Origin of the sequence: Marinomonas sp. UCMA 3892 (assembly GCF_012726345.1) — a bacterium.
Lineage (GTDB): Bacteria > Pseudomonadota > Gammaproteobacteria > Pseudomonadales > Marinomonadaceae > Marinomonas.
On sequence record NZ_PTXN01000001.1, the window covers coordinates 577425 to 602569 of the forward strand.

Consider the following 25145-nt stretch of genomic DNA (forward strand, 5'->3'; position numbering starts at 1 on the left):
TCATACTGTGACCACAAGGAAGCGCCAGCGCTTGTTAAGTTTACGCGATAACAAATAAGTCCATGAAGCGATTTACCGCTGTGCTTTCAAGGGCGGCTTGATCCTTACAGAGTGAAAAAATAGCTTGGCTCTGACGGTTCGGAAAACGCGTTGCCAAGTTGTTTTTAAACTTCTGCTCTAACAACGGAATGCCTTCTTCACGACGACGACGGTGTCCAACTGGATATTCCACCACTACTTCTTCAGTACTGCTGCCATCTTTAAAGAATACCTGAATCGCATTTGCAATAGAGCGTTTATCCGCTTCTAAATATTCAGCAGTGAAGCGTTTGTCTTCGACGATTTCCATCTTGTTACGCAGCTCATCGATGATTGGGTTAGCTGCATGAAAGTCATCTTCATAATGTTCGGCGACCAAGTTACCAAACGCCAATGGCACAGCGGTCATGTATTGCAAGCAATGGTCACGGTCGGCGGCATTCGCCAATGGGCCGGATTTGGAAATGATGCGAATGGCCGATTCATGAGTACGAATAACGATCTTGTCGATCTCTGCCAAACGATCTTTCACCAAAGGATGTAAAGTAACAGCCGCTTCGGCCGCAGTTTGAGCATGAAACTCTGCTGGGAAAGAGATCTTGAACAAGACGTTTTCCATCACGTACGTGCCATAACATTGTGGAAAGTCTTGCGAGAAAGAAAACTGACGCTTGTCTTCCGGTTTAATAGCTTGGTCTTTGTTGGTTTTCGAGAAGGACACATCATAAAAGCCCCATTGATCTGCCGTTAGCACACCAGGAATGCCCATTTCGCCTCGCATCGACATGTCCGCTAAGCGAACTGCACGAGAGGTCGCATCGCCGGCGGCCCAAGACTTGCGTGAGCCTGCGTTTGGCGCATGACGATAAGTACGCAGAGCAGAGCCATCGACCCAAGCTTGTGAAATTGCCGCCATAATTTGTTCTCTGTCGCCGCCCATCATCTTGGTTACCACAGCAACTGAGGCAACACGCACTAATAAAACGTGACACAAACCCACACGGTTGAAAGAGTTTTCTAGGGCAATAACGCCTTGAATTTCATGGGCCATTACCATGGCTTCTAACACTTCACGCATGGTCATCGGGCTTTCACCCTTCGATAGTCGAACTTGTGAAAGATGATCCGCTACCGCCAAAATGCCACCTAGGTTATCGGAAGGATGTCCCCATTCTGCCGCCAACCACGTGTCGTTGTAATCCAACCAGCGAATAATACAACCAATGTCCCATGCCGCTTTTACAGGGTCGAGAGACAAAGACGTGCCCGGTACACGAGCACCATTTGGAACAACAGTACCTTGTACTATTGGGCCAAGGTGCTTGGTACATTCTGGGAAGCGTAGGGCGAGTAAGCCACAGCCCAAGGTGTCCATTAAACAGTTACGAGCAGTGTCTAGGGCCTCTTGGCTTTCTACTTTAAAGTTCAGTACATAATCCGCGATGTCTTGAATGACTTGGTCGTAATCCGGGCGGTTGTTTAAATCTACGTTGTTGCTCATTTCTTTTCCTTAATCGTTAAATTTTAATGCTGATGTTGGGTTAATGACGGTCGTCAATATCAACCCATTCAGAATGATCTGGTCCAATATAATCGGCGCTTGGTCGAATAATGCGATTGTTCGACCGTTGTTCCATGACGTGAGCAGCCCAGCCAGTGACACGAGAGCAAACGAAAATTGGCGTAAATAATTTGGTTGGAATCCCCATAAAACGATAAGCGCTGGCGTGGAAAAAATCCGCGTTGCAGAAGAGTTTTTTCTCGCGCCACATCACGGCTTCGCAACGTTCTGAGACCGTATATAAATGATCGTCGCCAACGTCTTCGCTGAGTTTTTTTGCCCATTTTTTGATGATGTCATTGCGTGGATCGCGTTCACTGTAAATAGCGTGACCAAAGCCCATGACTTTTTCTTTATTGGCAAGTTTTTGCATCAACGCCGCTTCGGCTTCGTCAGGGGTTTTCCATGGTTCTATCATGTCCATCGCAGCTTCATTTGCGCCACCATGAAGTGGGCCACGTAAGCTGCCGATACCGCCAGTAACGCATGAATACATGTCTGACAAGGTGGAAGCACAAACACGAGCGGTAAAGGTTGAAGCGTTGAATTCGTGCTCAGCATACAAGATCAAAGACGCGTTCATCACTTGTGTATGAAGAGCGCTTGGTTCTTTGTCATGCAGCATGGTGAGAAAATGACCAGCCAAAGAAGGTACGTTGGCATTATGAGTATTAACACGTACGCCATCGTGGGTGAAACGATACCAATAAACGACCATCGCAGGCAGCGTTGCGACCAATCGATCAGCGGTATGTAAGGCTAGCGATGGTTGCTTTTCAAAAGCGAGTTCTGGTTCAAGATTGCCTAAAAAAGAACAACCGGTGCGCATCACATCCATTGGATGAGCGCTTTCTGGGATAAGTTCCAAGACGGCTTTTAGCTCTTCAGGCAAGCTGCGTAAACTCATCAGTCTTTGTTCGTAGTCGTGTAACTGAGTACGGTTAGGTAACTTTCCGTACAGCAGGAGATAAGCGACTTCTTCAAAGCTCGCTTTGTCCGCTAAGACATCAATGTCGTAGCCGCGATAGGTTAATCCGGAGGCCGCTTTGCCAACGGTACAGAGTGCTGTTTCGCCTGCACTTTGGCCGCGTAGGCCTGCGCCAGAAAGTACTTTAGCCATTTTCTTACCTCATATTTTTATTTGTCTTGAGATTCGTTGAAAATATTTAAACGCTTTACCTGTTGTTATCTTAAGTTCTTATTTCTTATGCTCTTATTTCTTAGAGAAGAGCGCGTCTAATTTGTCTTCATATTCATGGTAGTTGAGAAATTCATAAAGCTCATTACGAGTTTGCATACTGTCGACTACGTTGCGCTGGTGGCCGTCGTTCAATAAATGCTGATATACGTTTAGTGCGGCTTTGTTCATTGCGCGAAACGCACTCAGTGGATAGAGCACCAAATCCACGCCAGCGCTGGCCAATTCTTCTTTACTGAATAAAGGTGTAGCGCCAAATTCGGTGATGTTTGCTAAAACCGGCACCTTCACGGCAGCAACAAATTCTTTGTATTGATCCAAAGTGATCATGGCTTCTGGGAAGATCATATCCGCGCCAGCTTCGACACAAGCAATGGCTCGCTCGATGGCCGATTCCATGCCTTCCACAGCCAGAGCATCGGTGCGGGCCATGATGACAAAGTTGTCATCGACACGAGCGTCGACGCAGGCTTTCACGCGATCGACCATTTCGTCTTGACTGACAATGGCTTTATTCGGGCGATGTCCGCAGCGTTTTTGTTGTACTTGGTCTTCAATATGCACTGCCGCCGCGCCAGCTTTTTCCATTTGCTGAATGGTTCGAGTGATATTAAATGCGCCACCAAAGCCGGTATCGATATCGACTAGTAATGGCAAATTCGAAGCGGAAGTAATACGCCGCACGTCTTCTAATACATCGTGTAAATCTGTCATGCCAAGGTCTGGCAAACCATAGGAGGCATTAGCAACACCGCCGCCAGATAAGTAAATGGCATGATGACCTGTTTGCTCTGCCATCATGGCGCAATAAGCGTTCACGGCGCCAACAACCTGTAATGGGGATTGGGTTGCGACGGCTTGTCTAAAACGGGCGCCTGCTGAAAGTATTGTCATTATTTTCCTCTCTTTAGAACGATTTTAATTAAGTACGGGAAGCGACAGAGGAATGCTCCATCGCTTGCTTTAATAGCTGGCTGGCGCGGCTGATATGGCGGCGCATGAGTAGTTCTGCTAGATCACCTTCGTGATTTGCAATCGCATCGAGAATGGCTTTGTGTTCACGTAATGCTTGGCGTGGATCGCTGCGTTGATCCGCCGTGTGACGTCGATACATGCGAATTACCGCGTACAATTCTTCTGTTAATAAACGAATAAGCTTGGCGTTGCCGCTGGCGTGAATGATACGTAAGTGAAAATCGTCATTCCCGCCTTGTTGTACGTAGTGTTCATCTTGGTTGGCATCTAGGTGCGCTTGATGTTTATCGAGTAGTGAATACAAACTGTTTATTTCGTCCGCTGGCATAGTGGAGGCAGCTAATCGAGCTGCCATGCCTTCTAAGGCCTCACGCATAGTGAAGGTGTCGAGCATATCTTGTGTGTTTAGTTGGATAACACGAGCGCCAACATTAGCGGTGCGCGTAACCAGACCAAGCCCTTCTAATTTAACGATAGCTTCCCTTAATGGCCCACGAGAGACGCCATATTGCTTGGCAAGTTCTGGCTCTGAAATCTTGCTGCCTTGGGGAATATGACCCTGCACAATAGCGTTGGTGAGCTGCTGGGCGATGTCTTCAGACAGTGTCGCGGATTTGATCGAAATAAGGTTGTTCATAAATGGACAAAAAGCTTTATTGTTGACAATGTGACTAGTTATAGTCGTATTTTTTCGATTTATCAAGTTAGATTGTCGACAATTTATTGGTTCCTATCTTATCCTTTAGTCGTACGTGTGAGCGTGATAGAGGAGAGATAAGCTACTAACATTGTGTTTATTAAGTGATTTTTGGGCTTTATTGATTAGAAACGCTTGGTTGAATATCAAAAGCTGATAAAGTCGGGAGAATCATTTGAATATTGTTATGATCAAATGTGTCGACAATCGCTTTGCTAGGCTTGTTCGCTTGGCGGTTTGTTTGATTACCCAACAAGTAGGGGAAACTATGAAAAAAATTAAAAATGAAGCGGCCCTAAGTAAAAAAGCCATTCAAGTTGGCGAGAACTATGCCCTTAAACGAGGTTATGCAGGTTTTTCTTCAACCATGTCTGCTAATAAAAAAACCGAGGCAATTTATCGTTTATTAGTGCTTGATAAGTTGGTAGTGGGTTTGCCTGCGGACAAAGAAGACTTGCCAAGTATGAAGCACAAACTGGCGTTGTGGATTCAGAAGCTATTACCTAAAGATGATCCACTGCTTAAATAAGCAGTGGCTGGATTAATAATTAAAAGTCCAGCGGAAGAGTGGTGATATTTTTTACTTCACGCATGGTGAAGTGACTTTGCGCTTCTTGTATGTGTGGCAGTTGCAATAACTGGCTACGCAAGAAGTGCTCATAGCTTTCAATGCTGTTGGAAACCACTCTTAAGCTGTAATCCATTGCACCAGAAATCGTCCAACACTCGACCACTTCGGGATAGTCGACAATCGCTTGCTCGAACTCATCCAGCATTTTTCGGCCATGGGAAGAGAGTTTGATATTGACCAAGACGACGATGCCCAATCCCAATTTGTTTCTGTCTAAAATTGCTTGCGTCGAACGAATATAACCATCTTGTTCTAGGCGATTAATACGTCGCCAGCAGGGCGATTGTGACAAGCCGATCTTATCCGCTACTTGAGTTGCACTCAGGCTGCCATCGTGTTGCAGCAAATTAAGAATCTTACGATCGGTTGAGTCTAACTGTTCCATGTGATCCATCTCTTAAAAGTCGAGATTAACATAATGGATTCGCCTACTTCATTTCAATACTTTATTTATAAAATGTTATAACGTAACATATTTGTTTTTGATGTTATTAGTCTGTCTGCATTTTTAGAGGAAGTTATCTTGAAGGTGAATCTTAGTTTACAAAAAATGTCGCAATCGGTTGATTTAACGAATATTGATCTCAACTTCGTTGATACAGAACGAATGGATCAAATTAGTTTAGATAAAAATCCGCGATTAATGGGGGTGGTGAGATCCTCTCATCAAGACGTTTTTGCTGATATTTATCAAAACAACATTAGTATGGCGATTTGGCAAAGGCCGCTTGGTCTGTTGTCGCAATATGCAGAATCTTTATTAGTATCTGCGCCGAATTTTGTTTTCAAATCTCAAGGAAATTCAGCCCAACTTAACACCACGTTAACTAAGCTTCTGCCTGAGGCTCAAAATAAAGCCTTGTTTGTGGAAGACGTGACGTTATTGGTCGACATGTTTGCGTGTTTATTTGACCTTAAAGAAGTCGGTTTGCGCCTAAATGTGCTCTCCAACGCTATGTGCCCGCGTTTTCATGTGGATAAAATTCCCTGTCGATTGGTATCAACTTATGTCGGAAGCGGTAGTGAGTGGCTACATGAGGCTCATGTGATAAGAGATCGCTTGGGGTTAGGTGGTCATGTGGCGGATCACGATAGTGGCCTGCACGAAAAAGGGCGTATTAATGAATTAAAGGCGGGTGATGTGGCGTTAATGAAAGGTGACGAATGGCCAACGTCATTAGGCCGAGGAGTGGTTCATCGTTCGCCTTCGGCAAGCCTTGAAAATAAGCGATTGTTTTTAAGCTTGGACATGATTTAACAAATCACCTACTTCTTCCTTGAGTGGTGTTTGAAAAAATCACCATTCAATCGGTTGGTTATTCCAATCAAGATAAGCCGCTTTGTTATCCATGGTGACACTTCCCATGATGTATAAAAGTTGAGTCGCTACAAAGTCTGCAGTGAAGAGTTTGTCTTTCGGCACCGATCGTTGGAAAGGTTTAGAAAGTGGTGTGTCTGTAGTGCCTGGGTGAAAAGCGATGAACTTAACGTTTTTTGCTCTTCTGGCGTATTCCACGGAACTGGTTTGAATCAGCATATTCAATGCCGCTTTTGAGGCTCGATAGCTGTACCAGCCGCCGGTTTTATTATCCGAAATGCTGCCAATTCGAGCACTAAATAACGCCACTTGAGTAGCTTGTTCACCTTGTAAAATGGGTAATAGCTGGCTCAACCACAGCATGGGAATAATAGTGTTGGTGTGAAATATAGCTTCTAGCTGAGAGGCTCTGATTTCTTCTAACTTTCTTTCTGGCATCATGCTGTTGTGTAATATGCCATTGCAAATCAATACTTTGCTTATCTTTCCAGAATAGGCGGAAAGGCTTTTACAGATCTGCTGAATACTGTCTTCACTATAATCAGACTCTAGCCATTGTGTTTTTGTGGCGGTTTCAGAGTTTGGTAAGGATCGACTGACGGCAAATACGCCAAGGCAGTCTTTATCCGCTTCGAACTGTTGTATCGCTGCTTGTGCAATCGCACTACTCGCACCAATCACCAAGGCATAAAAGGATGACATACTAAGACTCCGAGAATAGGCAAAATAAACTAGATGGTTTACAGGTCGCAGCGGTCTTTTAAACAGGATTCACAGCGCGGTTTTCCTGTGACAAACGATGATATTTGGTGGCGGTAGCGCGCAAAGAATTTGTAACCCATGTCCGCAAAAAAACGAATTACCGGCCAGCGGAGCAACTGCATCCATTTGTGTTTTCCGACCAGTTTCCAAGCAAGGCAGGTTACGTCTAATCCTTTGATGATTTTTCCATTGGCGAGTTGGCCGTGCAGTAATCTATCAGCTTCGACCTTATCAATATAAGGGAATCTCTCACTAAAACTATCGGCGTGAATGTCTTCTAATTGTAGTTTTTTTTGCGTATCTAATGACTGCAATGTTTGCATTTCAGCGGCGCAAAGAGGGCAATGGCCATCGTAGAAGATTGTTAGCATGTATCATTACTCTTTTAGTGTGACTGTCTAGTGTGATTGTCTAGTAATGATACGTAGCGAAGAGAGAGTTAGATCAGTTTGTTATTGCAGGTTTCGCGATGGCAGGCTTAATAGTGTGGATACAGAACCAGCAAATGCATAATAGAGGTAACCGATGTTAAACCGAAATTTAGCGAGGTGTAATACGGCTTTGCATTATTGGCTTGCTTTAACCAACGAGCATCAACCCAGAAAATAGTTATTAGGCTGAGTAACAAAAGTACAACCGACAGTTCCGGTGTTTTTAACAGCAAGGAAACCCAAGCGCCGAATACGGTTGCGAAAGAGCATATAAGTAGTTTTGCGCCGTTACGACTTTCAGGTAATTCTATTAATCGTCCCCACATTGTTCCGCCAATAAAGCTAACAATAACAGCTGCATAAGCTGCAAAAAGTGTCACTCCAGATTTACCAAGGAAGCTACCGTTAGTTAGGCTCAAATACGTCGCAAAGAGAAATGGAAAAATACCCAATATTGCTAATGTAGCCACTACTGGCTTATAAGAACGCATGCCGTTACCTTTAAATAAATGCTATATGTAAATGAGAATATGTAAACAATACGAATTATCTAACAAAATGGACTTTAAAACAGCAATCCAGTTCCTTATTTTGTCCTATTTTTGTGCATAAAAGTGTAAAGTTTTTTGTTATGGCCATTTGGCTGGGATATGCAGGTGTTATCTTGCCTGCCGTTGTTTGAAAAAGGGTAAAGAATACTTATTCATTGCTTGCGTGGAATCGCCATTGAGCGAAATAGGGTCAACGAGTACAATGGACGGCTATTATTACTTGAACATGATGCCAGATTGGCTTTTATGTCCTCATTAACGAATTTTGCTTAAGGTGTGTTTAGAAATGCCAGCTAAAACAATGGATGAACTCGTCTCCCTATGTAAACGTCGCGGATTTATTTTCCAAGGCAGTGAAATCTACGGTGGTATGCAAGGTGCTTACGATTACGGTCCGCTAGGTATTGAATTAAAAAACAACCTAAAAGCCGCTTGGTGGCGTTCAATGGTATATGAGCGTGACGATGTAGAAGGTTTGGATGCTGCGATTATCCAAAACAAACACGTCTACAAATATTCTGGTCACGAAGATACTTTCACCGATCCAATGGTAGATTGTCACGAATGTAAATCTCGTATGCGCGCTGACCACATGAAAGACATCAAAGTATGCGATAACTGTGGTTCTACCAATGTTACTCCGCCTCGTGATTTTAACTTGATGTTCAAAACCAACGTTGGCCCAATGGTGAACGAAGAGTCTTACACTTACCTTCGTCCAGAAACCGCACAAGGTATCTTCACTAACTTCAAAAACGTTGTTGATTCGACTTCTCGCACTTTGCCATTTGGTATCGCGCAGATCGGTAAATCATTCCGTAACGAAATTACTCCGCGTAACTTCATCTTCCGTGTTCGTGAATTCGAACAAATGGAATTAGAATTCTTTTGTAAGCCAGGTGAAGATGAAAAATGGCATGAATTCTGGGTTAACGCTCGTAAACAATGGTGGTTGGATCAAGGTCTAGCAGAAGAGAATATCCAGTTTGAATATGTGACTGGCGATGACTTAGCTCATTATTCAAAATCTACTGTGGATATCTTGTACAAGTTTCCACATGGTTTTGAAGAATTAGAAGGCGTTGCTAACCGTACAGACTACGATCTAGGTTCTCACACCAAAGCACAAGAAGAGTTCGGTCTTTCTGCGAAAGTGAAAAAGAACGAGCATTCAACGGCTAAGTTGGCGATTCGCGATCTTGAAGAAAATAAATGGGAAGTGCCTTTCTGTATTGAACCTTCTGCTGGTCTAGACCGTGGTCTATTGGCTGTAATGACAGAAGCTTATACGGAAGAAGAGCTACCAAACGGCACTTCTCGTACTGTACTTAAGTTCAAACCGCACCTAGCGCCTATCAAAGTGGCTATTATGCCGCTTAAGAAGAACAAGCCAGAAATCGTTGCTCTTGCTAAAGAATTGAAAAACAAGCTTCAGAAGCTTGGCCTTGGTCGTATTCTTTATGAAAACACCGGTAACGTAGGTAAAGGCTACCGTCGTCATGACGAAGTGGGTACGCCAATCTGTGTGACTGTCGACTTCGACTCTATCGAGCAAGAAGGCGCACCAGTAACCGTTCGTGATCGTGACACTATGGAACAGATTGTTGTGAACGCGGCAGATCTTCCAGCTTACGTGATTAACTACTTCATCAACCAAAACTAATTTTTGTTGATGATCTAAAAACCATGACTCTCGTTTGAGAGTCGTGGTTTTTTTATGTCTATGATTTTATTCATTGATAAAAAGTGACACCAAAAAAAAGACCGCAAATAAGTTGCGGTCTTTTATGTGCGAATCGCACTAAGGGAAAACGAAAGTTATATAGTTTAGAACGTCATTTTTACTTTAGCGTTGTATCTACGACCATCTAATACCGTATCGTAGTTTTCAATATCTACTTTTTTATCTAGCAAGTTATAAATTCCTGCATAAACAGAAATGGCATCGTTGATGCTGTAGCTAATGCCTGTATCCACAAAGGTATAGGAAGGAATCGCTTCCTGCATTGAGGTGCGGTTTAAACCTTCGCTTGATTCTCCACGATAGTTTATACGAGTCCAAGAAGTAAGCTTGGGTGTTGCATCCCAGTTAAGGGTCGCGTTAGCCATGTGTTTTGGCAGACGATTTAACGGCTCACCAGCAAAACTACCTGTTTTTTGCTCTGACTCTGTATAAGTATAGTTCCCCACCACATTGATAATGTTTGAGAACTCATGGGATAAAGTAAATTCAATCCCTTGCATTTCTACTCGGTCTACATTCGTTCGTTCACTGATGAAGGTATAAGAATTGCCTGAGTACGAACAACTTGCATCTCCAGCTGTAGTATCGCAAATACGCTGTTCTGTAATTTTATCTTTATAGTCTGTATGAAATAACGTTGTGCTGATTTGTGTGCTGTGCTGATTATCCCAGTAAAGCCCAATTTCATGGCTGGTACTTTCTTCTGGTTTTAAATCAGAATTGCCCAAAATAAGTGCTGAGCCACGGCCAGATATTTGTCCCCAACCCTCGCTACCTTGACGAAGATCTGGTGAACGGTAGCCAGTACTTATTCCACCTTTTAGTGTCCAGTCTTGAGCGAATGACCAGTTACTGTACAAACGTGGTGATATATTGGAGCCATAGTTTTCATCTTCGTTGTAGCGTAAGCCACCAGTAATCGAAAGATTGTCAGTAATAAAATATTCATCTTCTGCAAATAGTGATGCGTTCCAGCGTGTTAACTCGTCTATACCATTGCCGGCTTCATTGCTTCCATCTTCTAGTTTTTGATAATCATATTGCCCGCCAACAGTTAATACGTTTGTATTAAATGGTAGTACAGTTTGATTATTGAGAACTGTATTCTGATAGGACATATCACGGCTAGAATTATCTATCTTTTCGTGGGTTAGATAGGTTTCAATGTTCTTGTTATTTGCGCTCGCTGAATGTGTGATAGCGTAGTGTTCACGGTCATAGTCTTGCTCAGATACACTTCCATCGGCAGCAACAGAGTAACCGGGGTTGCGATAGCGTGTTTGTTCTTCTTTACCAGCTTCAAATATCAGATTTTGATTTTCGGATATGGCCCACGACACTTTTGCCGTTGCATTTTTGATTTCTTGATCAGCGTAACCGTCGACAATTTTATCTTCGTCACGTTGTGAAACTTGTCCATAGAGTTGCAAGCCGAGTTTGTCTTTTACTAAAGGTCCACTCAACATTAAGTCGGCTTGTTGGCTATCTCCTGACGCCGAGCTGTCTTGAATCGTGGTACTTAACGATAGCTCGCCGCCCCATTTATCTTGTACTTTTTTAGTTATGATATTAATGACACCGCCAAGCGCATCGGAACCGTAAAGTGAAGACATTGGACCACGAATTACTTCAATGCGCTCAATGGCTGATAGCGGCGGAGTCCAGCCTTGTTCGATACCTGAACCATCGCTATTTGGTCTTGTTTCACGGGAGCCTTGGCGTTTTCCATCGACCAGTATTAGAGTATATTTTCCACTCATACCGCGCATGGATATTTCTTCTGTCGAACCACCACCCGTTACCATTACGCCAGGAACATCTTTCAAAGCATCGGTAACATCTCGATAAGCTTTCTTTTCAAGTTCTTGTTGAGTAATTACCGTTATAGAAGCTGGCGCATCAGAAATTTGTTGTTCATAACCAGAAGCAGATACAACCAATTTATCTAGGTCGACAATGCTTTCTTCTGCTAGCAGCGTTGCAGAATACGTTGTGGCGCTGATTAGTGCGGCTAAAGTGGTCAGTTTATAATGGCGAGCTGAAGGGGTCATTATGAACAATTTCTCCGTGGTAGAAGTAGTGTTTATCTCGTATAATCTATTGCATAAAAGATATTAAGAACGCTTATCGTTTGCATTATCTGATAATAATTACTTTTTGTGGTGGCACGTTTTGTTCCTCTTTTTGCAACACCTACAAGAGACCTCAAGATCAGCTGGTTTTATGGGGGCCGTATTAAAACGAACAGAAAAGCAAAATTTGGACTGCATCTTAGGGATGTTTATAGGTAGATCAGGGGAAAAGTGAATGTACGATCTGAACGAAGTTAGGACATTCGTTTCTGTGATGGAAACGGGCAGTCTTAAAGAAAGTGCTCAAAAATTGGGGGTATCTAAGTCTACCCTGAGCCGTCGTATTAGCCATTTGGAACAAGCATTAAATCAGCCGTTATTACGCCGTCAAGCCAATCGGCTTTTCGCTAATGAAGCAGGAATTAAGTTTTTACCTTTTGCAAAAAAAATGCTCAATGTCGCCGATGAAGGTCATAAAGCCGTTGAAGAATTAAAAGATGAAATTAGTGGATCTTTAGTGGTTTATGTTCATACAACCTTGCTTCGAGGTTGGTTTTCTTGGCTAATGTTTGATTTTTTGGATGAGTTTCCTCAAGTTAATATTGAGGTACGTACAGGTAATCAGCTATCTCAAGAGATAAAAAGTAATGATGTTTGCGTTTGGGTGGGGGAGCCTATCAACGATCAACTGCGCTCAGAACAGATAGGCACATTAAGCCAAGGTTTATATGCTAGCGCCGAATATTTAGAGCGAATTGGAATTTTGAAACATCCAAGTGAGCTAAATCAATATGCTTGGGTCGATACGCTTAAAAATGAGCAAAACAACATAGTACTAGAGCATGAAACGCAGGGAGATGTGTCTTTTGATTTACCTAAGTCTCGTCTTACAGTGGATCAATACATACTTCACGCTGAGGCTATTATCCGAGGAAAAGGTGTAGGATTATTGCCACATTATTTTGCTGAAAAACATTTAAAGCGCCATCCTGAAGTGTTTGTCTCTTGTTTACCTGAGTGGAAGGGCAAATCATTACCTGTTTACCTACAATATCCTTTTGGTCATTTACCGAAAAAATGCACACATTGATTCAATACTTAAGAGAAGAAGCGAAGACCTTTTATTAAGTCTAGAGTGTTAATTCTATTGTCTTGTTAGCAGCACTTTTACTGCCCAAAAACAGAGAGTAAAAGTGCTGAAAAGAACAAAGGCGAATAGAGAAATTAAGGTGTTGTTTGCCACCAAGTCGTTAGAGGGGGCAAATCGTTAATAGAAAAAATACGACCAAATTCAGGTGTACTTAAGGTCACATTTCGACGTTCTGATTCAGCAACCACTCGGTCAAACGGATCATGCCATGTATGAAAAGCCAGATCGAAAGTGCCATTGTGAATCGGCATCATCACTTTTCCTTGTAAGTCGATATGAGCCTGAACGCTTTCTTCTGGCTTCATGTGAATATCGGCCCAGTCTTTATCGTAAGCGCCCGTTTCTATCATAGTGAGGTCAAATGGCCCGTACTTATCGCCCGTTTCTTTAAAACCTGAAAAATAACCAGAGTCGCCACTAAAGAAAATGCTTTCCTGCGGTGTTTTGATTACCCAAGCTCCCCATAAGGTCGCATTGCCATCGCCCATACCTCGTCCTGAAAAATGCTGAGTCGGTGTAAAGGCTACCAAACCTTGGCTAGTTTGAAGCTCCTGCCACCAATCGAAAGTAGTAATTTTATTTGCCTCAACGCCCCAATCAACTAAGTCACCATCAACGCCTTTTGGCACCAAAAATTGCTTCGCTTTGGCTAATAAAACCTTGATGCTCGCTTTATCCAAATGATCGTAATGATTATGGGAAATCAACACCTTATCGATAGGCGGTAAGTCTTCTAAACTAATGGGTGGCTGGTGAAATCGTTTTGGGCCAGCAAACTGAAAGGGCGAAGCGCGATCCGAGAATACAGGATCAATCAGCCAATATTCGCCATACACCTTGAGCAAAATAGAAGAATGCCCAAGCTTAACCAGATGCAGCGTATCATTACTCAGCATATCTAAATCTACTCGGCTAACAGCACGTACCGGAATATTGATGTTTGGCGTAGTATCGACTTTTTTCTCAGTAAAAAAGCGCACCCACAAAGTAGCCGTGTCTGCAAAAGACATAGGCTTACGCGGTGCAGTATTGTGAAACTTAGCGTCTTTATAAGGCGCGGACGTGACTTCCTTGATGGGATTAACTTTGGACATAATGTTCAGGTTAACGATATAAACCGCTAGAACAAGCACAAGAATCAAGGCAAGAAAGAGTTTGATCACAAACATGGAAAAATCACTTTTAGGTTAATAGCAGCTTATAATTTGGGCTTATACTTTAAATTCAACAGTAGAACTTAGCTAATAATACGCAAGCATCAAGACTTCAGATCTTTAAATGGGGAAAGTACTTTGGGTGACGGTGATGTAAAACGACTTTCGCGGTTAACAGCGATTACGACACAATTACAGGCGAATTCGTTAGTTACGGCGACTGAGTTGGCGGCTCGGTTTTCTGTAAGTGTCAGGACGATTTACCGAGACATTCGAGCATTAGAAAGTTCGGGTATCCCTATTTATACAGAAGAAGGTAAAGGCTATCGAATGGCAGACGGCTATCGTTTGCCGCCTATTATGTTTACCGAAAACGAGGCTAATGCTTTGGTGATGGTTGAGCAGTTGGTACTTCATAATAAGGATTCTTCGCTGGTAAAAGATTACTCTGATGCCATTGATAAAATTAAGTCGTCGCTCAATAGTGAGAGCAAAGCGAAGGTTAATCTTCTCTCTGAACGAACGCAATTTAGCCAAATGAAGATGCAAGAGAAAAACAGCGATAATTTATCGACACTACAATGCGCGTTAACGAACTTTTTTCTCATTGATATCGGCTACACGGATGAAGCCGGTCTATTGACGCAAAGACGTATTGAACCCTTTGCTTTATTAAGCACGAGAAATAGCTGGATACTGGTTGCATGGTGTCGTTTACGACAAGATTTTAGAAACTTCCGCTTAGACAGAATACAAAACCTTGATTTACTCTCCGAAACATTTGCGCCCCACGAGATGACGCTAGAAGACTATTTTTGTCGTTATGGTTGATGGTTTCATCGTTATTATAAATAAGTTTTTACCCCTGACATAGGGCTGTCATTAGGTGATCATAAAATGTATTGAGACATACATTCAAAAGCTTTTATTTAATGAGGAGTAGCCTAATGCTAAAAGCAAAAGCACAGTGCTTATGTGGCGCGGTGACCATCGTGGCCAATCAGATCAATCCTAAATTCACCGTTTGCCACTGTGATTCTTGTCGCGGCTGGAGTGGTGCGCCTTTTTTTGCGCTTCAATGTGGTACCGACGTGGTGATTGAAGGCCAAGATCACATCAAAGAGTATGACTCTTCGGCATGGGCTTCACGGAGTTTTTGTGCAGAATGCGGTACGCATTTATTTTATAAGTTGAAAGAAAGCGGTGCCCATAACATGTCAGTAGGGATTTTCTCAAACCTTGATAGTATTGAAATGGACATGCAATATTTCAGTGATCAACGTCCTGATTACTATTGCTTTTCTAATAAAACGAAAGAAATGACCAGAGCAGAAATCATGGCGTATTTTGCTTCTGCTGTTAGTACGACGGCTAAAGAGTGATTTGATAGTGTCACTATTTTTGCTGCTGATAACACCTTCTCGTCTTCATGTCATTTAGGGAAGAAAGCCCCGTCTCCGGGGCTTTATATCGCTGTTGAAAAGGTATTTTGTACTTTAGTTTTTTTGTACTTTAGGCTTTTCGTACAGGAGTCAAAAAAGGGGATACATGCCTTACAGAATCATGGCGGCAATCCAAGCAAAGATTATCATGCCGAAGTTAGCGTGCATAAAGGTAGGAATAACCGAATCGCGAACGTGATCATGTTGACCATCGGCATTGAGTCCAGAGGTCGCGCCAAGAGTAATAGTTGAAGCTGGTGAGCCCGCATCACCCAGTGCCGCAGACGCACCCAACAATGCAACCGCCGCCATTGGCGAGAAGCCTAAAGTTAGTGCGAGAGGAATATAAATAGGCGCTAGAATTGGCACACTGGCAAATGAATCACCAAAGCCAATCGTAATAAACAACCCAACAATCAACATGATAGCCGCTGCTAAAGCTTTGTGATCACCGATCATTTCAGCGGAAGCTTGTACCAAAGGTTTGATTTCCCCAGTCGCTTCTAACACACCCGCAAAGCCAGACGCGATGGTAATAATTACCGCAATCTGCACCATCATTCGCATGCCTTCAGTGAAGACATCATCCTGTTGATTCCAACGAAATATGCCTGAAATCGATAGAATCATAAAACCTATCATGGCACCCACAAGCAGCGAATCAAACGTGATTTGGAACACTAAAGTGACTGATATAGCGATTAGTGTCATGACCAGCTGGAAGGGTTTCAACACAGTGTCTTTGGTTTTATCAAGATGCTGCTGAGCCGCTTCATTTGTCGTGTAGTCACGAGGTTTGCGGTAAGAGAAAAATATCGCCACCAACATACCGGCAAGAATGCCCATAACAGGCAAAAACATGGCTTTCGGGACCATGTCAGCCGTTACCGCTAGACCATATGCAGAGCCGACCTCATTGACGTTTGCCAACAAAATTTCATTTAAGAAAATCGCCCCAAAGCCTGTAGGCAGTAATAAATAACTAGAACTGATTGAGCACGCCAAAATACAAGCAATAGCGCGACGGTCAATACGCAGCTTATTAAAAATAACCAAAAGAGGCGGAATCATCACAGGAATAAAAGCGATATGAACAGGTACGGCATTTTGAGATAAGATCGAAGCGACCATGAAAATTCCATAAAGCAGCCACTTCACTTTGTTTTTGTGGCGAGTATCTTCATTGCCCAGCATGCTCACCAACTTTCTAGTGAGCAAATCGAGCACACCGCTGCGAGCAAGGGCAACCGCAAGAGCACCCACCATAATGTAGGTCATACCGACTTGCGAACCGACCAACAAATTGTCATTGATCGCCGCAATGGCTTCTTGAGTGGAAAGCCCACTGTGCATACCACCCACCAAAGCGGAAGCGATTAGAGCAATAGTGACAGGAACTCGCGCAACACAAAGGAAAATCATCAGTCCAATCGCCAACACCACAGAGTTAATTGGCAAACTACCAGGATTCAGAATTCCAAAGCCCAAGATTAGACACACTACACAGGCAATACCGATCACCTTGAATGGTGGCGTATTAGGCACATTCGAAACTTTTTCGTTCATAGCATCCACATATTGTATTTGGGAGGAAAGGATCAGCGCTTTAGTCACAGCTGAATACCTTTTAGAGAGAACTATTTTCTGAAGAAAATGAGCGCGACTAATTTAATTTCTAATCGACCAACTGTAAACGCTTTTGTCTGATTAATGTTCGTCGAGGCTTGTGTATGTTGAATAGCAGAGGTTTTCTTGTAAAAAAAGATAGAGAATCAGTGTCATTATTGACTTAAACGAAATAGAAAAATAAGGTACATCAGAGACAAATGCCATCATTTAAGGACGATCATGCCGATACAGCCAATTACCCAAACCATGTGGGCTGAAATACTTAAGATCCAAGCCGAAGCCTATTCAGCAATCGAACCTGAAAGCCTAGAAGTACTGCAAAGCAAATGGCAGCAATCGCCAGACTGCTGTTTTGCCTATTTAGGAGAACGAAGCTGGTTAGAAGAAAAAAGTGAGCTAGAAGAGCAAGGTGGGCAAGAGAAGCGGAACATATTGGGATATTTATTGGCTCATGCTTGGCACGGTGAAACGCCGCCCAAGTTATACCAACCTCTACCAGAAGGAAGCCATGGCCCCATATTGTTTCTGCACGACCTAGCACTATCAAAACGTGCCGTGGGAAGGGGAGTGGGCTCTCAAATGGTCACGCATTTACTTGATACTGCAGTATCGTCTGGCTTTCAAAAAGCCTTACTGGTTTCTGTACAAGACTCAGTATCATTTTGGCAAAAACATGGCTTTGTTGAAATGACGGATCAACAAGCGAGCGAGAGTTACGGTGAAGATGCCAAAGTCATGATGCGAGCGCTTTAAGGTGTTTGGTCTCATCATCTGGTTCCGCAAAGTGAGCTCGGAGCTTGATTACGTAAACTATCTATAACTGTCGCTAATCAAGAAGTCGTTCGGGGGCGTCCATTTCCTCGTGTAATATACGAACAACAAGTATTTCAGTTTCAAGTACTTGATAAAAAACAGCATGATGTTCAAGCAGTAATCGACGATATCCTGGGAAAACATGGGCATAATTGGTACCGAGAGATGGGTGATTCATTAATTGTTTCATTTCTGTTTCCAACTGATCAATGTAAGTATCTGCTTGATCAACGCCCCATTCTTCACAGATATAAACCCAAATTCCGATTAGGTCTGATTCTGCCTTCGGTGTAATGCTAAGCCTGAACATTACTTGGCTGCATTTATTCTTTTGTGACCTGCCGTCTTGATGGCTGATATATCAAGTGGTTTAGATTCTCCGCTCGATTCGCCTTCAACGAGAGCCTGCCTAAGAATGGCAAGACGCTCTTTGGCTTGTTGATCCTTTCTAATGAGATCACGGATATACTCACTGTCATTGCCAAAATGACCACTTTCGATTTGACTCTTTACCCAATTGTTTCGTTGTTCAGTCAGCGTGATTGTTTTTCTATGCATGCCCATAGCTAGAACCCTTAATTCAAAACAGTATGACAATATCATACTGTTACTCTAACCGACAAAATATGGCAACGATAGCTGTTGCGATGGCGGCAGCTTATACAAGGCGGCCTTTCTCTGCATCTGCCTAGTTTGCTTGCTAGATACCTATTAGGAGAGAATCTTTCTTGTGGGAACCGCTTCGAGGAAGCTTGAGAGCAAACAAAAGAGTAGAAAAACGGCATACTTAAAATCTCGTTATAGTTTGTTAGGTCTTGGCTTTTCTATAGTTCATTGCGCAGAATAAATTCAACAAGGTTTTACTTTTAAAATCGCACGATTCGATCGCTTTAATCGATTCGCACGATAAGCTATACTTTTCATAACTTTGAATGAGGGGTTTACAATGAACACATTAACGGCAAATGACGCAAAACGAAATTTTGGCGAGCTTCTTTTAAGCGCCCAGCGTGAGCCTGTGATCATTAGTAAAAATAGTAAAGATACAGTTGTTGTTATGTCGATGAAAGACTTCGAAGAACTAGAAGCAATGAAGGTCGATTACCTCAAATACTGTTTTGAATCAGCAAAAAAAGATGTCGACAGCGGTGGCGTGGTTGATGGTGCGACTTTTATAAACTCTCTTTGATTGCTCACTACACCGATATGCAAAATAAACACTTCAAACTGAGCCTATTGGCTCAAGATCATCTGCTTAAGATAAAAAGCTATACAGTGGAGCATTTTGCCGAACCTCAATGGCGTAAATACAAAGCCACATTACTTTCAGGTTTTCAGACGCTAGCTGATAACCCTGAGTTAGGAAGGCCTTGTGATGACATACACCACAATGGTTTTTACTTCCCAGTGGGTAAACATGTTGCGTATTACACCAAAGAAACAGACTCCATCCTTATTGTTGCTGTATTAGGGCGATCTCAACTTCCTCAGAAACACCTTAAGTAATCTTAGTTGTACCTTGATATTGGGTGATGAACATTCGTATTTATCTAAGCTGGAAGACTTACTAACCACAGCGGGTTTCCAAAGCGCTTTATTGATTTCAGTACTATTCTGGCAAAAACATGGCTTTGTTGAAATGACGGATCAACAAGCGAGCGAGAGTTACGGCGAAGATGCCAAAGTCATGATGCGAGCGCTTTAAAACGCTCGTAACGTTCCTAATTCACTCGCCCATAAAAGGTTTTGCTTGCGGCTTCTGATAACGCAATTCCGGGCTGTGAGTTATAGGCGAGAACCGCCAACATACGAGTGGTATCGCCTTGTGTTGGTGTGACTCGGTGAATGGCATTTCGACCACGGAAAAGCACCAAAGCACCGGGCTCGATTGCCAATTCTTTGACCTTTTTCTGTCCCGCGAGAACCTCACTAACACCGCTATAATTCATCTCGCCAGCATCTGCGTCACGCATGTTTTCAATATATTCAAACACACCGCCGCTCTCAGGCTTTTGAATTAACAAAGTAATGGCAAATGACGAGTTATCGAAATGCCAACCTAACTCTTGGCCTTCGCTGGCGTAATGCAAATTGATAGAAGAAAGATTATCTGCGTAGTTATACAGCGCCTCTTCGTCTAACACACTGGCAAGAAAGGCTCGAAATACCGCCGAATCATAAAGCTGTCTTAGTGGCGAGTTTTCAGAAATTTGATCGTCCGTGATGCAACCTTTAGACGAAATGACCTGCTTGTTTCTCGCATGATCAGCGTCATAACTTGGATCGACATTCGTTAAGTAAACGTTATGGGTGGACTTCGTATACCAAGCAAGATCCTTCTTCATCTCGCCTTCCTCAATAACGGCTTGAATCGCCTTATGATTGAGGAAATCAGGCAAGACCAAAGCCCCGTTTTCTGCCAAAGTCTTTTTACAATCTTCTCTAAAGTCATTATCTTCAATAGGGTAAGTTGTCTCATTAATAATATTGGATAACGACATCAGTGTTCCCCTTTAGTTTTTGATCTTTTATATTGCCAAGGATATCGTCCAGATTAATGAAGTTAGCAAAACAGTTAAATCAATATTTTATACACTCATCATTAATTTTTGCTTAACAATAATGTTAATAAGTGACCACGTTTTGCACCGCCTTCATTCTACGAGAGCATCATGTTAAAACTGCCTAACCTGAACAGCTTAATCACTTTTATAAACGCAGCGTACACAGGCAACTTTGCGAAAACGGCAAAAGCCTTGTGCATAACGCCAGCGGCCGTCAGTCAACAAATAAAACAGCTAGAATCTCATCTAGACACAACGCTGTTTGAACGCTCAAAACTGGGTGTGGAACTGACTCAAGCAGGTCAGCAATACCTATACTTTGCCAACCAAGCGATTGAAAACCTGCAACGTGGACAAGCCAGCTTAGACCAATTAAAGCAGCAAACGATTTTTACACTCCACACATTACCCTCCGTTGCGAGCTTGTGGTTAATGCCCAAAGTACTGCACATAATGGAACAACACCCAGACCTAGAAATACGAGTGGAAGCCAGCCATACATCGGTAGACTTCAACTTGAGCCGCTGTGATGCAAGCATCAGCTTTGGTAAACAAGACAAATCACTGAACCACGATTTTCTATTCCAAGACGAAGTACACCTAGTCGCCAGTCCATCACTCGTTAACGGAATAGCACAGGGGGATTTAGATGCATTACTTGAAAAACCAATGATCCATATCGACTGGGGCGAGGAGAATCCATACCTACCCAACTGGCAAGACTGGCTAACCGCCGCAGGTTACCGCAACCGAAAAACCAACAAAGGCCCACAATTCAACCTCTCCAGCATGGCGATCGACGCCGCCATACAAGGCAAAGGCCTACTACTCGGCCAAGGACTCTTCATCCAAAACGCACTGAAAACAGGGCAACTCATCACACTCAGCCCAATCACACTTCCCCTAAGAAAAGCCTACTACCTCATCCATCCAGATAGAACGAAAAATAAAGAGGGAGCTATGGAGTTGATAGAGCGGTTGAAAGAGGCTGCCTTTTAAGGTGATAGTGGTTTTTACTAAGACGTAGCCGTTGGTATTGTTGGTGGACTTTAATAGAAAGGGCGTTTAATTAGCATGAATTAGTCTGTTTTAATAAAAAGCAAGTTGACCAAGCCCTTAGTACTGGTTAGCTTTTATAGAACATATTTTAAGCATGGATAGTTCATGGAAAACCAAGGTGAGAACGGAGCAAATATTTCTGTAGATTTAACTTTCGATCAAGTAATTGAAGAACTCACTAAATTCGAAGATTTTTTTACCGATAAAGACAGTGTGAAACTGTTAGCTGATTGGTTACATGAAGATTATGGCATTAACAAAGCAGCCTCTCGGCTTGCTCTAAAATACATTATTCCTTTTGTGCTTAACAGATTGTCTCAACTTGGAAAGGTGATCGTTCAGTCTTGGGTAAATAAATTACATGATAATTTAACCCACAGACCCTTGTATGAAAAATTGAGTCGCACGTTACTCGATACCTTGAAAACTCGTACAGATAAGACTTATCAGCGTGCTATGCAAGTAGCCGATCCTGAACAGTTAAAGCAGTTACAAGCAACACCAAGTTGGACTCAACTTAATGCTGAACAACAAGGTCTAGTGCATCTACTTTTGGCACAAGAAAAAAACCATCAGCAACAACTTGGTATTAGTAATAATCTACATCACCTTATTGATTTGCTTTCATTCGATTTGGATTTGAAGTCCGTTGACCAGCTCAAGTCTCAAGCTGAAACCGTAGAAAAAGGCAGTGCTATTTGGCTGACCTACTTTAAGCAACATTCCGATTTAATTGGCCGTGATACTCAGCTAAATCGACTTGACGAATTTTATGATCAAGAAACCATGTTTAGCTGGTGGGCAATATCTGGTGCAGGCGGCATAGGTAAAAGTCGTTTGGCTTTAGAATCCATTTCTCGCCATGATTACCTTTGGGATGTGGGTTTTTTACATGCCTCAAAACTCGATGTACCTGATGCTTTGCATAAATGGACGCCATTACAACCTACTATTATTGTTATTGATTATGCGGCCTCACATAGTAAACAAATTGCTAATTGGTTAGACCATATAATTCAACATAAAGACGATTATCTCTGTCCTGTGCGAATTTTAATATTAGAAAGGGAATACAAAAACCAAGATTGGTGGGAACACCTTACCACAGGGTCTAGCGCAGCCTTAGTTCGAAAAAATGCTTTTTATACGGCTGAACCAATTGAGCTTGCTCCATTGAATAAAACCGACCAACAAACCGCACTTGCAAGCTTTTTGTATAACCTAGAAGCCAGCGACAATTTACCAGAAAAAGACCACACCATTTGGGGCACCATACACACAATCACTACACAAGGCAGCCCTCTGTTTTTAGGCATGGTAGCAATCGCACTGGCACATAATTCCCTTGCCGACATTCGTCAATGGCAACATCTAGACCTTCTGGACAATATATACAGTAGAGAAAAGCAAGCATGGCAACGTCAGCTTGACGACCTTTCCCATGAACAATACCACCAAGCTATCGACCTACTTGCCTTTGCCACATTAATAGGTGGGTTTGATTGGGAAAAAGAAGAAGACAACATTCAAACGTTACTTGCCTGTCAGCTAATCGGGTCAGAAAAAGAAATAGAAAGCGCTATGAAAAGCATCGAAATCTTAGCGGGTCACCAAGGCGGATACTTACAACCTGATCTTATTGGGGAATACTTCCTATTACAGCACTATGCTCTCCCAGCCAATAAACCCACAGCCACTAAGCGTCGCATACTCATGCACGCATTAAAACTCGCCCCAAACAACACCCAACAAAGCTTACATCGCTGCGCAACTGACTACCCAGATAACAAAACTGCCTTCACATGGTGGCAAATCCTACTCACCGCGAGTCTAAATGAAGAAGAGTCAATTATTCAGCATGATGTCGCCCTTCGTATCGTCAATCAACTCACCTTACATTGCCATTACCTCATTCCACTTACAACTTGGCTACCGGCGCTACTACAAACCGGCAATCATTATACTAAAGCAACTGCGTTAAACCAGATGGCTATCATTTATCTCCACCTATCAAACTACGGCAAGGCTCTACCGCTCCTGCAAAAGGCATTAAATATATACAAAGGTATTGAAAATAAAGTGGGCGAAGGCACTACACTGAATAATATTTCTCAAATTTATAAAGCCAAAGGCGATTACCACACCGCATTAGACTATTTAGAACAATCCTTAAATATTAGTGAGAGTATCGGTGACAAAGTTGGTGAAGGCACTACACTGAATAATATCTCGCGAATTTACAGTGATAAAGGAGATATTGATACGGCACTAAGTTACCTAAAAAAATCTTTAAAGATAAAAGAAGAAATAGGCGATAAAGGAGGATTGAATAATATGGCAGATATTGCTTTTTCCAAAGGAGACAAAGACACGGCATTAAGTTACTTTGAGCAATCCTTAGTGATTAAAGAAGAAATCGGCGACAAAGCTGGCGTAGGCGTTGCGCTGAATAATATCTCGCAAATTTATACGGCCAAAGGCGATAATGACACGGCATTAAGATACCTAAAACAATCTTTAAAGATAAAAGAAGAAATAGGCGATAAAGTAGGAAAAAGCATTACCCTGAATAATATGGCAACCATTGTTCTTTCCAAAGGAGACAAAGACACGGCATCAGGCTACCTAGAACAATCTTTGGCGATTCAAAAGGAAATTGACAATAAAGCAGGCCTTTGCAATACCTTATTTAATATAGGTCATATCTATTATAAGAATAACCAGAAAGATAAAGCCATTAACACTTGGCTGGATGCTTACCAAATAGCCTCTTCAATTGAACTCAAACGAGGATTGGATGCGCTGGAAGGTTTAGGCACTCAGTTGGGGTTAAAAGATGGTTTAATTGGTTGGCAAGCCTTGCTCGATGAGCGAAATAGTTAAGCAACGTTGACACGTTGGTTTCCTAATATGATTTTGCGTTTAAAACGTGGGCTTTTTGGGCGAATTTTGATACTGGCCGGAATCTGTGTACTCTCGCCAACCATGTTCATGGAAGAAAGTTCATCAAGTTGGTATTCAACTCCAAGCTTTTCCATCACTTCGATCATAACACCATCCGCCCCAGCTGGATTGTCTGCCATTAGCTTGCCAGTGATACTGTTTTCTCTAGCGCGAACATACAATCCATAGCCTATTTTCATCACATTACCTTCACGTACTAAAGTACGTAATGCCCGTCCTACTTGGTCGTAATCTGCTATATCAGTAAAATCAGAGCCCAAAAATACAGAACGCTTAGAGCGCCTTACTCTCGTTTTCATTTTATCTAATATAGTCATACCATATCTCCTGAGACTGTCTCTTATGACATGTGAAAATACGATACTTCTGTATATTTTAAATAGGTGAAATG

At 42.5% G+C, this 25145-nt stretch carries 27 protein-coding genes; 12 read left to right on the plus strand and 15 right to left on the minus strand.

What is annotated here, in order from left to right:
• Positions 1-40: 40 nt before the first annotated feature.
• The 4 genes from prpD to B6N13_RS02755 all read right to left on the minus strand — a co-directional run bounded on the left by prpD (position 41) and on the right by B6N13_RS02755 (position 4410).
• The gene (gene prpD / locus B6N13_RS02740; RefSeq protein WP_169458396.1) at positions 41-1540 is read right to left on the minus strand and encodes a 2-methylcitrate dehydratase; all 1500 of its coding nucleotides are present in this window, start codon (positions 1538-1540) and stop codon (positions 41-43) included.
• Between the two features lie 40 nt (positions 1541-1580).
• Positions 1581-2720 (minus strand): 2-methylcitrate synthase, encoded by a 1140-nt coding sequence (gene prpC / locus B6N13_RS02745; RefSeq protein WP_169458397.1) that lies wholly within the window; start codon positions 2718-2720, stop codon positions 1581-1583.
• A 93-nt stretch (positions 2721-2813) separates the two neighbouring features.
• Positions 2814-3692, minus strand: coding sequence for a methylisocitrate lyase (prpB, locus tag B6N13_RS02750; protein WP_072840362.1), 879 nt, complete (start codon positions 3690-3692; stop codon positions 2814-2816).
• Between the two features lie 28 nt (positions 3693-3720).
• Positions 3721-4410: a GntR family transcriptional regulator gene (locus B6N13_RS02755; protein WP_100637317.1), complete on the minus strand. Its 690-nt coding sequence runs from the start codon at positions 4408-4410 to the stop codon at positions 3721-3723.
• 328 nt (positions 4411-4738) lie between these two features.
• On the opposite strand from B6N13_RS02755, the gene B6N13_RS02760 reads away from it, so the two are divergent.
• Entirely contained in the window at positions 4739-4999 is a 261-nt protein-coding gene (locus tag B6N13_RS02760; RefSeq protein ID WP_169458398.1) for a DUF5062 family protein, read from the plus strand.
• Between the two features lie 19 nt (positions 5000-5018).
• Here the strand turns inward: B6N13_RS02760 and B6N13_RS02765 are convergent, their stop codons facing one another.
• A complete protein-coding gene (locus B6N13_RS02765) occupies positions 5019-5486 on the minus strand; it encodes an Lrp/AsnC family transcriptional regulator (protein WP_100187915.1) in 468 nt (155 codons plus the stop codon).
• A 144-nt stretch (positions 5487-5630) separates the two neighbouring features.
• Here B6N13_RS02765 and B6N13_RS02770 point away from each other — a divergent pair, with 144 nt between their 5' ends.
• Positions 5631-6359 carry a DUF1826 domain-containing protein gene (locus B6N13_RS02770; protein ID WP_232728912.1) on the plus strand — a complete coding sequence of 243 codons (729 nt, stop codon included), beginning with the start codon at positions 5631-5633 and terminating at the stop codon, positions 6357-6359.
• Positions 6360-6398: 39 nt separating this feature from the next.
• Here the strand turns inward: B6N13_RS02770 and B6N13_RS02775 are convergent, their stop codons facing one another.
• The 3 genes from B6N13_RS02775 to B6N13_RS02785 form a co-directional block, all read right to left on the minus strand.
• Positions 6399-7121 (minus strand): SDR family NAD(P)-dependent oxidoreductase, encoded by a 723-nt coding sequence (locus tag B6N13_RS02775; RefSeq protein WP_169458399.1) that lies wholly within the window; start codon positions 7119-7121, stop codon positions 6399-6401.
• 38 nt (positions 7122-7159) lie between these two features.
• Positions 7160-7552 (minus strand): DUF393 domain-containing protein, encoded by a 393-nt coding sequence (locus tag B6N13_RS02780; protein WP_100187912.1) that lies wholly within the window; start codon positions 7550-7552, stop codon positions 7160-7162.
• A 107-nt stretch (positions 7553-7659) separates the two neighbouring features.
• The gene (locus B6N13_RS02785; protein ID WP_100637314.1) at positions 7660-8103 is read right to left on the minus strand and encodes a DUF3429 domain-containing protein; all 444 of its coding nucleotides are present in this window, start codon (positions 8101-8103) and stop codon (positions 7660-7662) included.
• Between the two features lie 346 nt (positions 8104-8449).
• On the opposite strand from B6N13_RS02785, the gene B6N13_RS02790 reads away from it, so the two are divergent.
• On the plus strand, positions 8450-9826 hold the full coding sequence (locus B6N13_RS02790; protein ID WP_169458400.1) for a glycine--tRNA ligase: 1377 nt from the start codon (positions 8450-8452) through the stop codon (positions 9824-9826).
• Positions 9827-9990: 164 nt separating this feature from the next.
• On the opposite strand, the gene B6N13_RS02795 is transcribed toward B6N13_RS02790, so the two are convergent.
• On the minus strand, positions 9991-11958 hold the full coding sequence (locus B6N13_RS02795; RefSeq protein WP_169458401.1) for a ligand-gated channel protein: 1968 nt from the start codon (positions 11956-11958) through the stop codon (positions 9991-9993).
• 256 nt (positions 11959-12214) lie between these two features.
• Between B6N13_RS02795 and B6N13_RS02800 the strand changes: the two genes are divergently transcribed.
• On the plus strand, positions 12215-13069 hold the full coding sequence (locus B6N13_RS02800) for a LysR family transcriptional regulator (RefSeq protein ID WP_169458402.1): 855 nt from the start codon (positions 12215-12217) through the stop codon (positions 13067-13069).
• A 134-nt stretch (positions 13070-13203) separates the two neighbouring features.
• On the opposite strand, the gene B6N13_RS02805 is transcribed toward B6N13_RS02800, so the two are convergent.
• On the minus strand, positions 13204-14298 hold the full coding sequence (locus B6N13_RS02805) for an MBL fold metallo-hydrolase (protein WP_169458403.1): 1095 nt from the start codon (positions 14296-14298) through the stop codon (positions 13204-13206).
• A gap of 123 nt (positions 14299-14421) precedes the next feature.
• Here B6N13_RS02805 and B6N13_RS02810 point away from each other — a divergent pair, with 123 nt between their 5' ends.
• Positions 14422-15114 carry a YafY family protein gene (locus B6N13_RS02810; RefSeq protein WP_169458404.1) on the plus strand — a complete coding sequence of 231 codons (693 nt, stop codon included), beginning with the start codon at positions 14422-14424 and terminating at the stop codon, positions 15112-15114.
• Positions 15115-15230: 116 nt separating this feature from the next.
• Positions 15231-15665, plus strand: a complete 435-nt coding sequence (locus B6N13_RS02815) for a GFA family protein (RefSeq protein ID WP_169458405.1) — start codon at positions 15231-15233, stop codon at positions 15663-15665.
• Positions 15666-15836: 171 nt separating this feature from the next.
• On the opposite strand, the gene B6N13_RS02820 is transcribed toward B6N13_RS02815, so the two are convergent.
• Positions 15837-17177 (minus strand): Na+/H+ antiporter NhaC family protein, encoded by a 1341-nt coding sequence (locus tag B6N13_RS02820; RefSeq protein WP_169458450.1) that lies wholly within the window; start codon positions 17175-17177, stop codon positions 15837-15839.
• 396 nt (positions 17178-17573) lie between these two features.
• Between B6N13_RS02820 and B6N13_RS02825 the strand changes: the two genes are divergently transcribed.
• Entirely contained in the window at positions 17574-18107 is a 534-nt protein-coding gene (locus tag B6N13_RS02825) for a GNAT family N-acetyltransferase (RefSeq protein WP_169458406.1), read from the plus strand.
• Between the two features lie 73 nt (positions 18108-18180).
• On the opposite strand, the gene B6N13_RS02830 is transcribed toward B6N13_RS02825, so the two are convergent.
• Both B6N13_RS02830 and B6N13_RS02835 read right to left on the minus strand, forming a co-directional pair.
• The gene (locus B6N13_RS02830) at positions 18181-18477 is read right to left on the minus strand and encodes a type II toxin-antitoxin system RelE/ParE family toxin (RefSeq protein ID WP_169458407.1); all 297 of its coding nucleotides are present in this window, start codon (positions 18475-18477) and stop codon (positions 18181-18183) included.
• Entirely contained in the window at positions 18477-18725 is a 249-nt protein-coding gene (locus B6N13_RS02835; RefSeq protein ID WP_248280202.1) for a type II toxin-antitoxin system ParD family antitoxin, read from the minus strand. Before B6N13_RS02835 ends, B6N13_RS02830 begins: the two co-directional genes overlap by 1 nt.
• Positions 18726-19113: 388 nt before the next feature.
• On the opposite strand from B6N13_RS02835, the gene B6N13_RS02840 reads away from it, so the two are divergent.
• From B6N13_RS02840 to B6N13_RS02850, 3 genes are read left to right on the plus strand one after another with little or no spacing between them, the layout of a single operon-like run.
• On the plus strand, positions 19114-19356 hold the full coding sequence (locus B6N13_RS02840; protein WP_169458409.1) for a type II toxin-antitoxin system Phd/YefM family antitoxin: 243 nt from the start codon (positions 19114-19116) through the stop codon (positions 19354-19356).
• A 17-nt stretch (positions 19357-19373) separates the two neighbouring features.
• Entirely contained in the window at positions 19374-19673 is a 300-nt protein-coding gene (locus B6N13_RS02845) for a type II toxin-antitoxin system RelE/ParE family toxin (RefSeq protein ID WP_169458410.1), read from the plus strand.
• Between the two features lie 19 nt (positions 19674-19692).
• The gene (locus B6N13_RS02850) at positions 19693-19872 is read left to right on the plus strand and encodes a hypothetical protein (RefSeq protein ID WP_211172741.1); all 180 of its coding nucleotides are present in this window, start codon (positions 19693-19695) and stop codon (positions 19870-19872) included.
• 16 nt (positions 19873-19888) lie between these two features.
• On the opposite strand, the gene B6N13_RS02855 is transcribed toward B6N13_RS02850, so the two are convergent.
• Complete coding sequence (locus tag B6N13_RS02855; RefSeq protein ID WP_169458411.1) at positions 19889-20668, minus strand: 2OG-Fe(II) oxygenase; 780 nt, start codon at positions 20666-20668, stop codon at positions 19889-19891.
• 171 nt (positions 20669-20839) lie between these two features.
• On the opposite strand from B6N13_RS02855, the gene B6N13_RS02860 reads away from it, so the two are divergent.
• Both B6N13_RS02860 and B6N13_RS02865 read left to right on the plus strand, forming a co-directional pair.
• Complete coding sequence (locus B6N13_RS02860; RefSeq protein WP_169458412.1) at positions 20840-21730, plus strand: LysR substrate-binding domain-containing protein; 891 nt, start codon at positions 20840-20842, stop codon at positions 21728-21730.
• Between the two features lie 165 nt (positions 21731-21895).
• On the plus strand, positions 21896-24673 hold the full coding sequence (locus tag B6N13_RS02865) for a tetratricopeptide repeat protein (RefSeq protein ID WP_169458413.1): 2778 nt from the start codon (positions 21896-21898) through the stop codon (positions 24671-24673).
• On the opposite strand, the gene B6N13_RS02870 is transcribed toward B6N13_RS02865, so the two are convergent.
• Positions 24670-25071, minus strand: coding sequence for a DUF6088 family protein (locus tag B6N13_RS02870; protein ID WP_169458414.1), 402 nt, complete (start codon positions 25069-25071; stop codon positions 24670-24672). The two genes, B6N13_RS02865 and B6N13_RS02870, sit on opposite strands and share 4 nt — an antisense overlap.
• Positions 25072-25145: the final 74 nt, after the last annotated feature.

What these genes read in the sequence shown, in the direction of transcription:
- prpD (WP_169458396.1), bottom strand. Translation starts at nt 1,540, where the DNA reads ATGAGCAACAACGTAGATTTAAACAACCGCCCGGATTACGACCAAGTC.
- prpC (WP_169458397.1), bottom strand. Translation starts at nt 2,720, where the DNA reads ATGGCTAAAGTACTTTCTGGCGCAGGCCTACGCGGCCAAAGTGCAGGC.
- prpB (WP_072840362.1), bottom strand. Translation starts at nt 3,692, where the DNA reads ATGACAATACTTTCAGCAGGCGCCCGTTTTAGACAAGCCGTCGCAACC.
- B6N13_RS02755 (WP_100637317.1), bottom strand. Translation starts at nt 4,410, where the DNA reads ATGAACAACCTTATTTCGATCAAATCCGCGACACTGTCTGAAGACATC.
- B6N13_RS02760 (WP_169458398.1), top strand. Translation starts at nt 4,739, where the DNA reads ATGAAAAAAATTAAAAATGAAGCGGCCCTAAGTAAAAAAGCCATTCAA.
- B6N13_RS02765 (WP_100187915.1), bottom strand. Translation starts at nt 5,486, where the DNA reads ATGGAACAGTTAGACTCAACCGATCGTAAGATTCTTAATTTGCTGCAA.
- B6N13_RS02775 (WP_169458399.1), bottom strand. Translation starts at nt 7,121, where the DNA reads ATGTCATCCTTTTATGCCTTGGTGATTGGTGCGAGTAGTGCGATTGCA.
- B6N13_RS02780 (WP_100187912.1), bottom strand. Translation starts at nt 7,552, where the DNA reads ATGCTAACAATCTTCTACGATGGCCATTGCCCTCTTTGCGCCGCTGAA.
- B6N13_RS02785 (WP_100637314.1), bottom strand. Translation starts at nt 8,103, where the DNA reads ATGCGTTCTTATAAGCCAGTAGTGGCTACATTAGCAATATTGGGTATT.
- B6N13_RS02790 (WP_169458400.1), top strand. Translation starts at nt 8,450, where the DNA reads ATGCCAGCTAAAACAATGGATGAACTCGTCTCCCTATGTAAACGTCGC.
- B6N13_RS02795 (WP_169458401.1), bottom strand. Translation starts at nt 11,958, where the DNA reads ATGACCCCTTCAGCTCGCCATTATAAACTGACCACTTTAGCCGCACTA.
- B6N13_RS02800 (WP_169458402.1), top strand. Translation starts at nt 12,215, where the DNA reads ATGTACGATCTGAACGAAGTTAGGACATTCGTTTCTGTGATGGAAACG.
- B6N13_RS02805 (WP_169458403.1), bottom strand. Translation starts at nt 14,298, where the DNA reads ATGTTTGTGATCAAACTCTTTCTTGCCTTGATTCTTGTGCTTGTTCTA.
- B6N13_RS02815 (WP_169458405.1), top strand. Translation starts at nt 15,231, where the DNA reads ATGCTAAAAGCAAAAGCACAGTGCTTATGTGGCGCGGTGACCATCGTG.
- B6N13_RS02825 (WP_169458406.1), top strand. Translation starts at nt 17,574, where the DNA reads ATGCCGATACAGCCAATTACCCAAACCATGTGGGCTGAAATACTTAAG.
- B6N13_RS02830 (WP_169458407.1), bottom strand. Translation starts at nt 18,477, where the DNA reads ATGTTCAGGCTTAGCATTACACCGAAGGCAGAATCAGACCTAATCGGA.
- B6N13_RS02835 (WP_248280202.1), bottom strand. Translation starts at nt 18,725, where the DNA reads ATGCATAGAAAAACAATCACGCTGACTGAACAACGAAACAATTGGGTA.
- B6N13_RS02840 (WP_169458409.1), top strand. Translation starts at nt 19,114, where the DNA reads ATGAACACATTAACGGCAAATGACGCAAAACGAAATTTTGGCGAGCTT.
- B6N13_RS02845 (WP_169458410.1), top strand. Translation starts at nt 19,374, where the DNA reads ATGCAAAATAAACACTTCAAACTGAGCCTATTGGCTCAAGATCATCTG.
- B6N13_RS02855 (WP_169458411.1), bottom strand. Translation starts at nt 20,668, where the DNA reads ATGTCGTTATCCAATATTATTAATGAGACAACTTACCCTATTGAAGAT.
- B6N13_RS02860 (WP_169458412.1), top strand. Translation starts at nt 20,840, where the DNA reads ATGTTAAAACTGCCTAACCTGAACAGCTTAATCACTTTTATAAACGCA.
- B6N13_RS02865 (WP_169458413.1), top strand. Translation starts at nt 21,896, where the DNA reads ATGGAAAACCAAGGTGAGAACGGAGCAAATATTTCTGTAGATTTAACT.
- B6N13_RS02870 (WP_169458414.1), bottom strand. Translation starts at nt 25,071, where the DNA reads ATGACTATATTAGATAAAATGAAAACGAGAGTAAGGCGCTCTAAGCGT.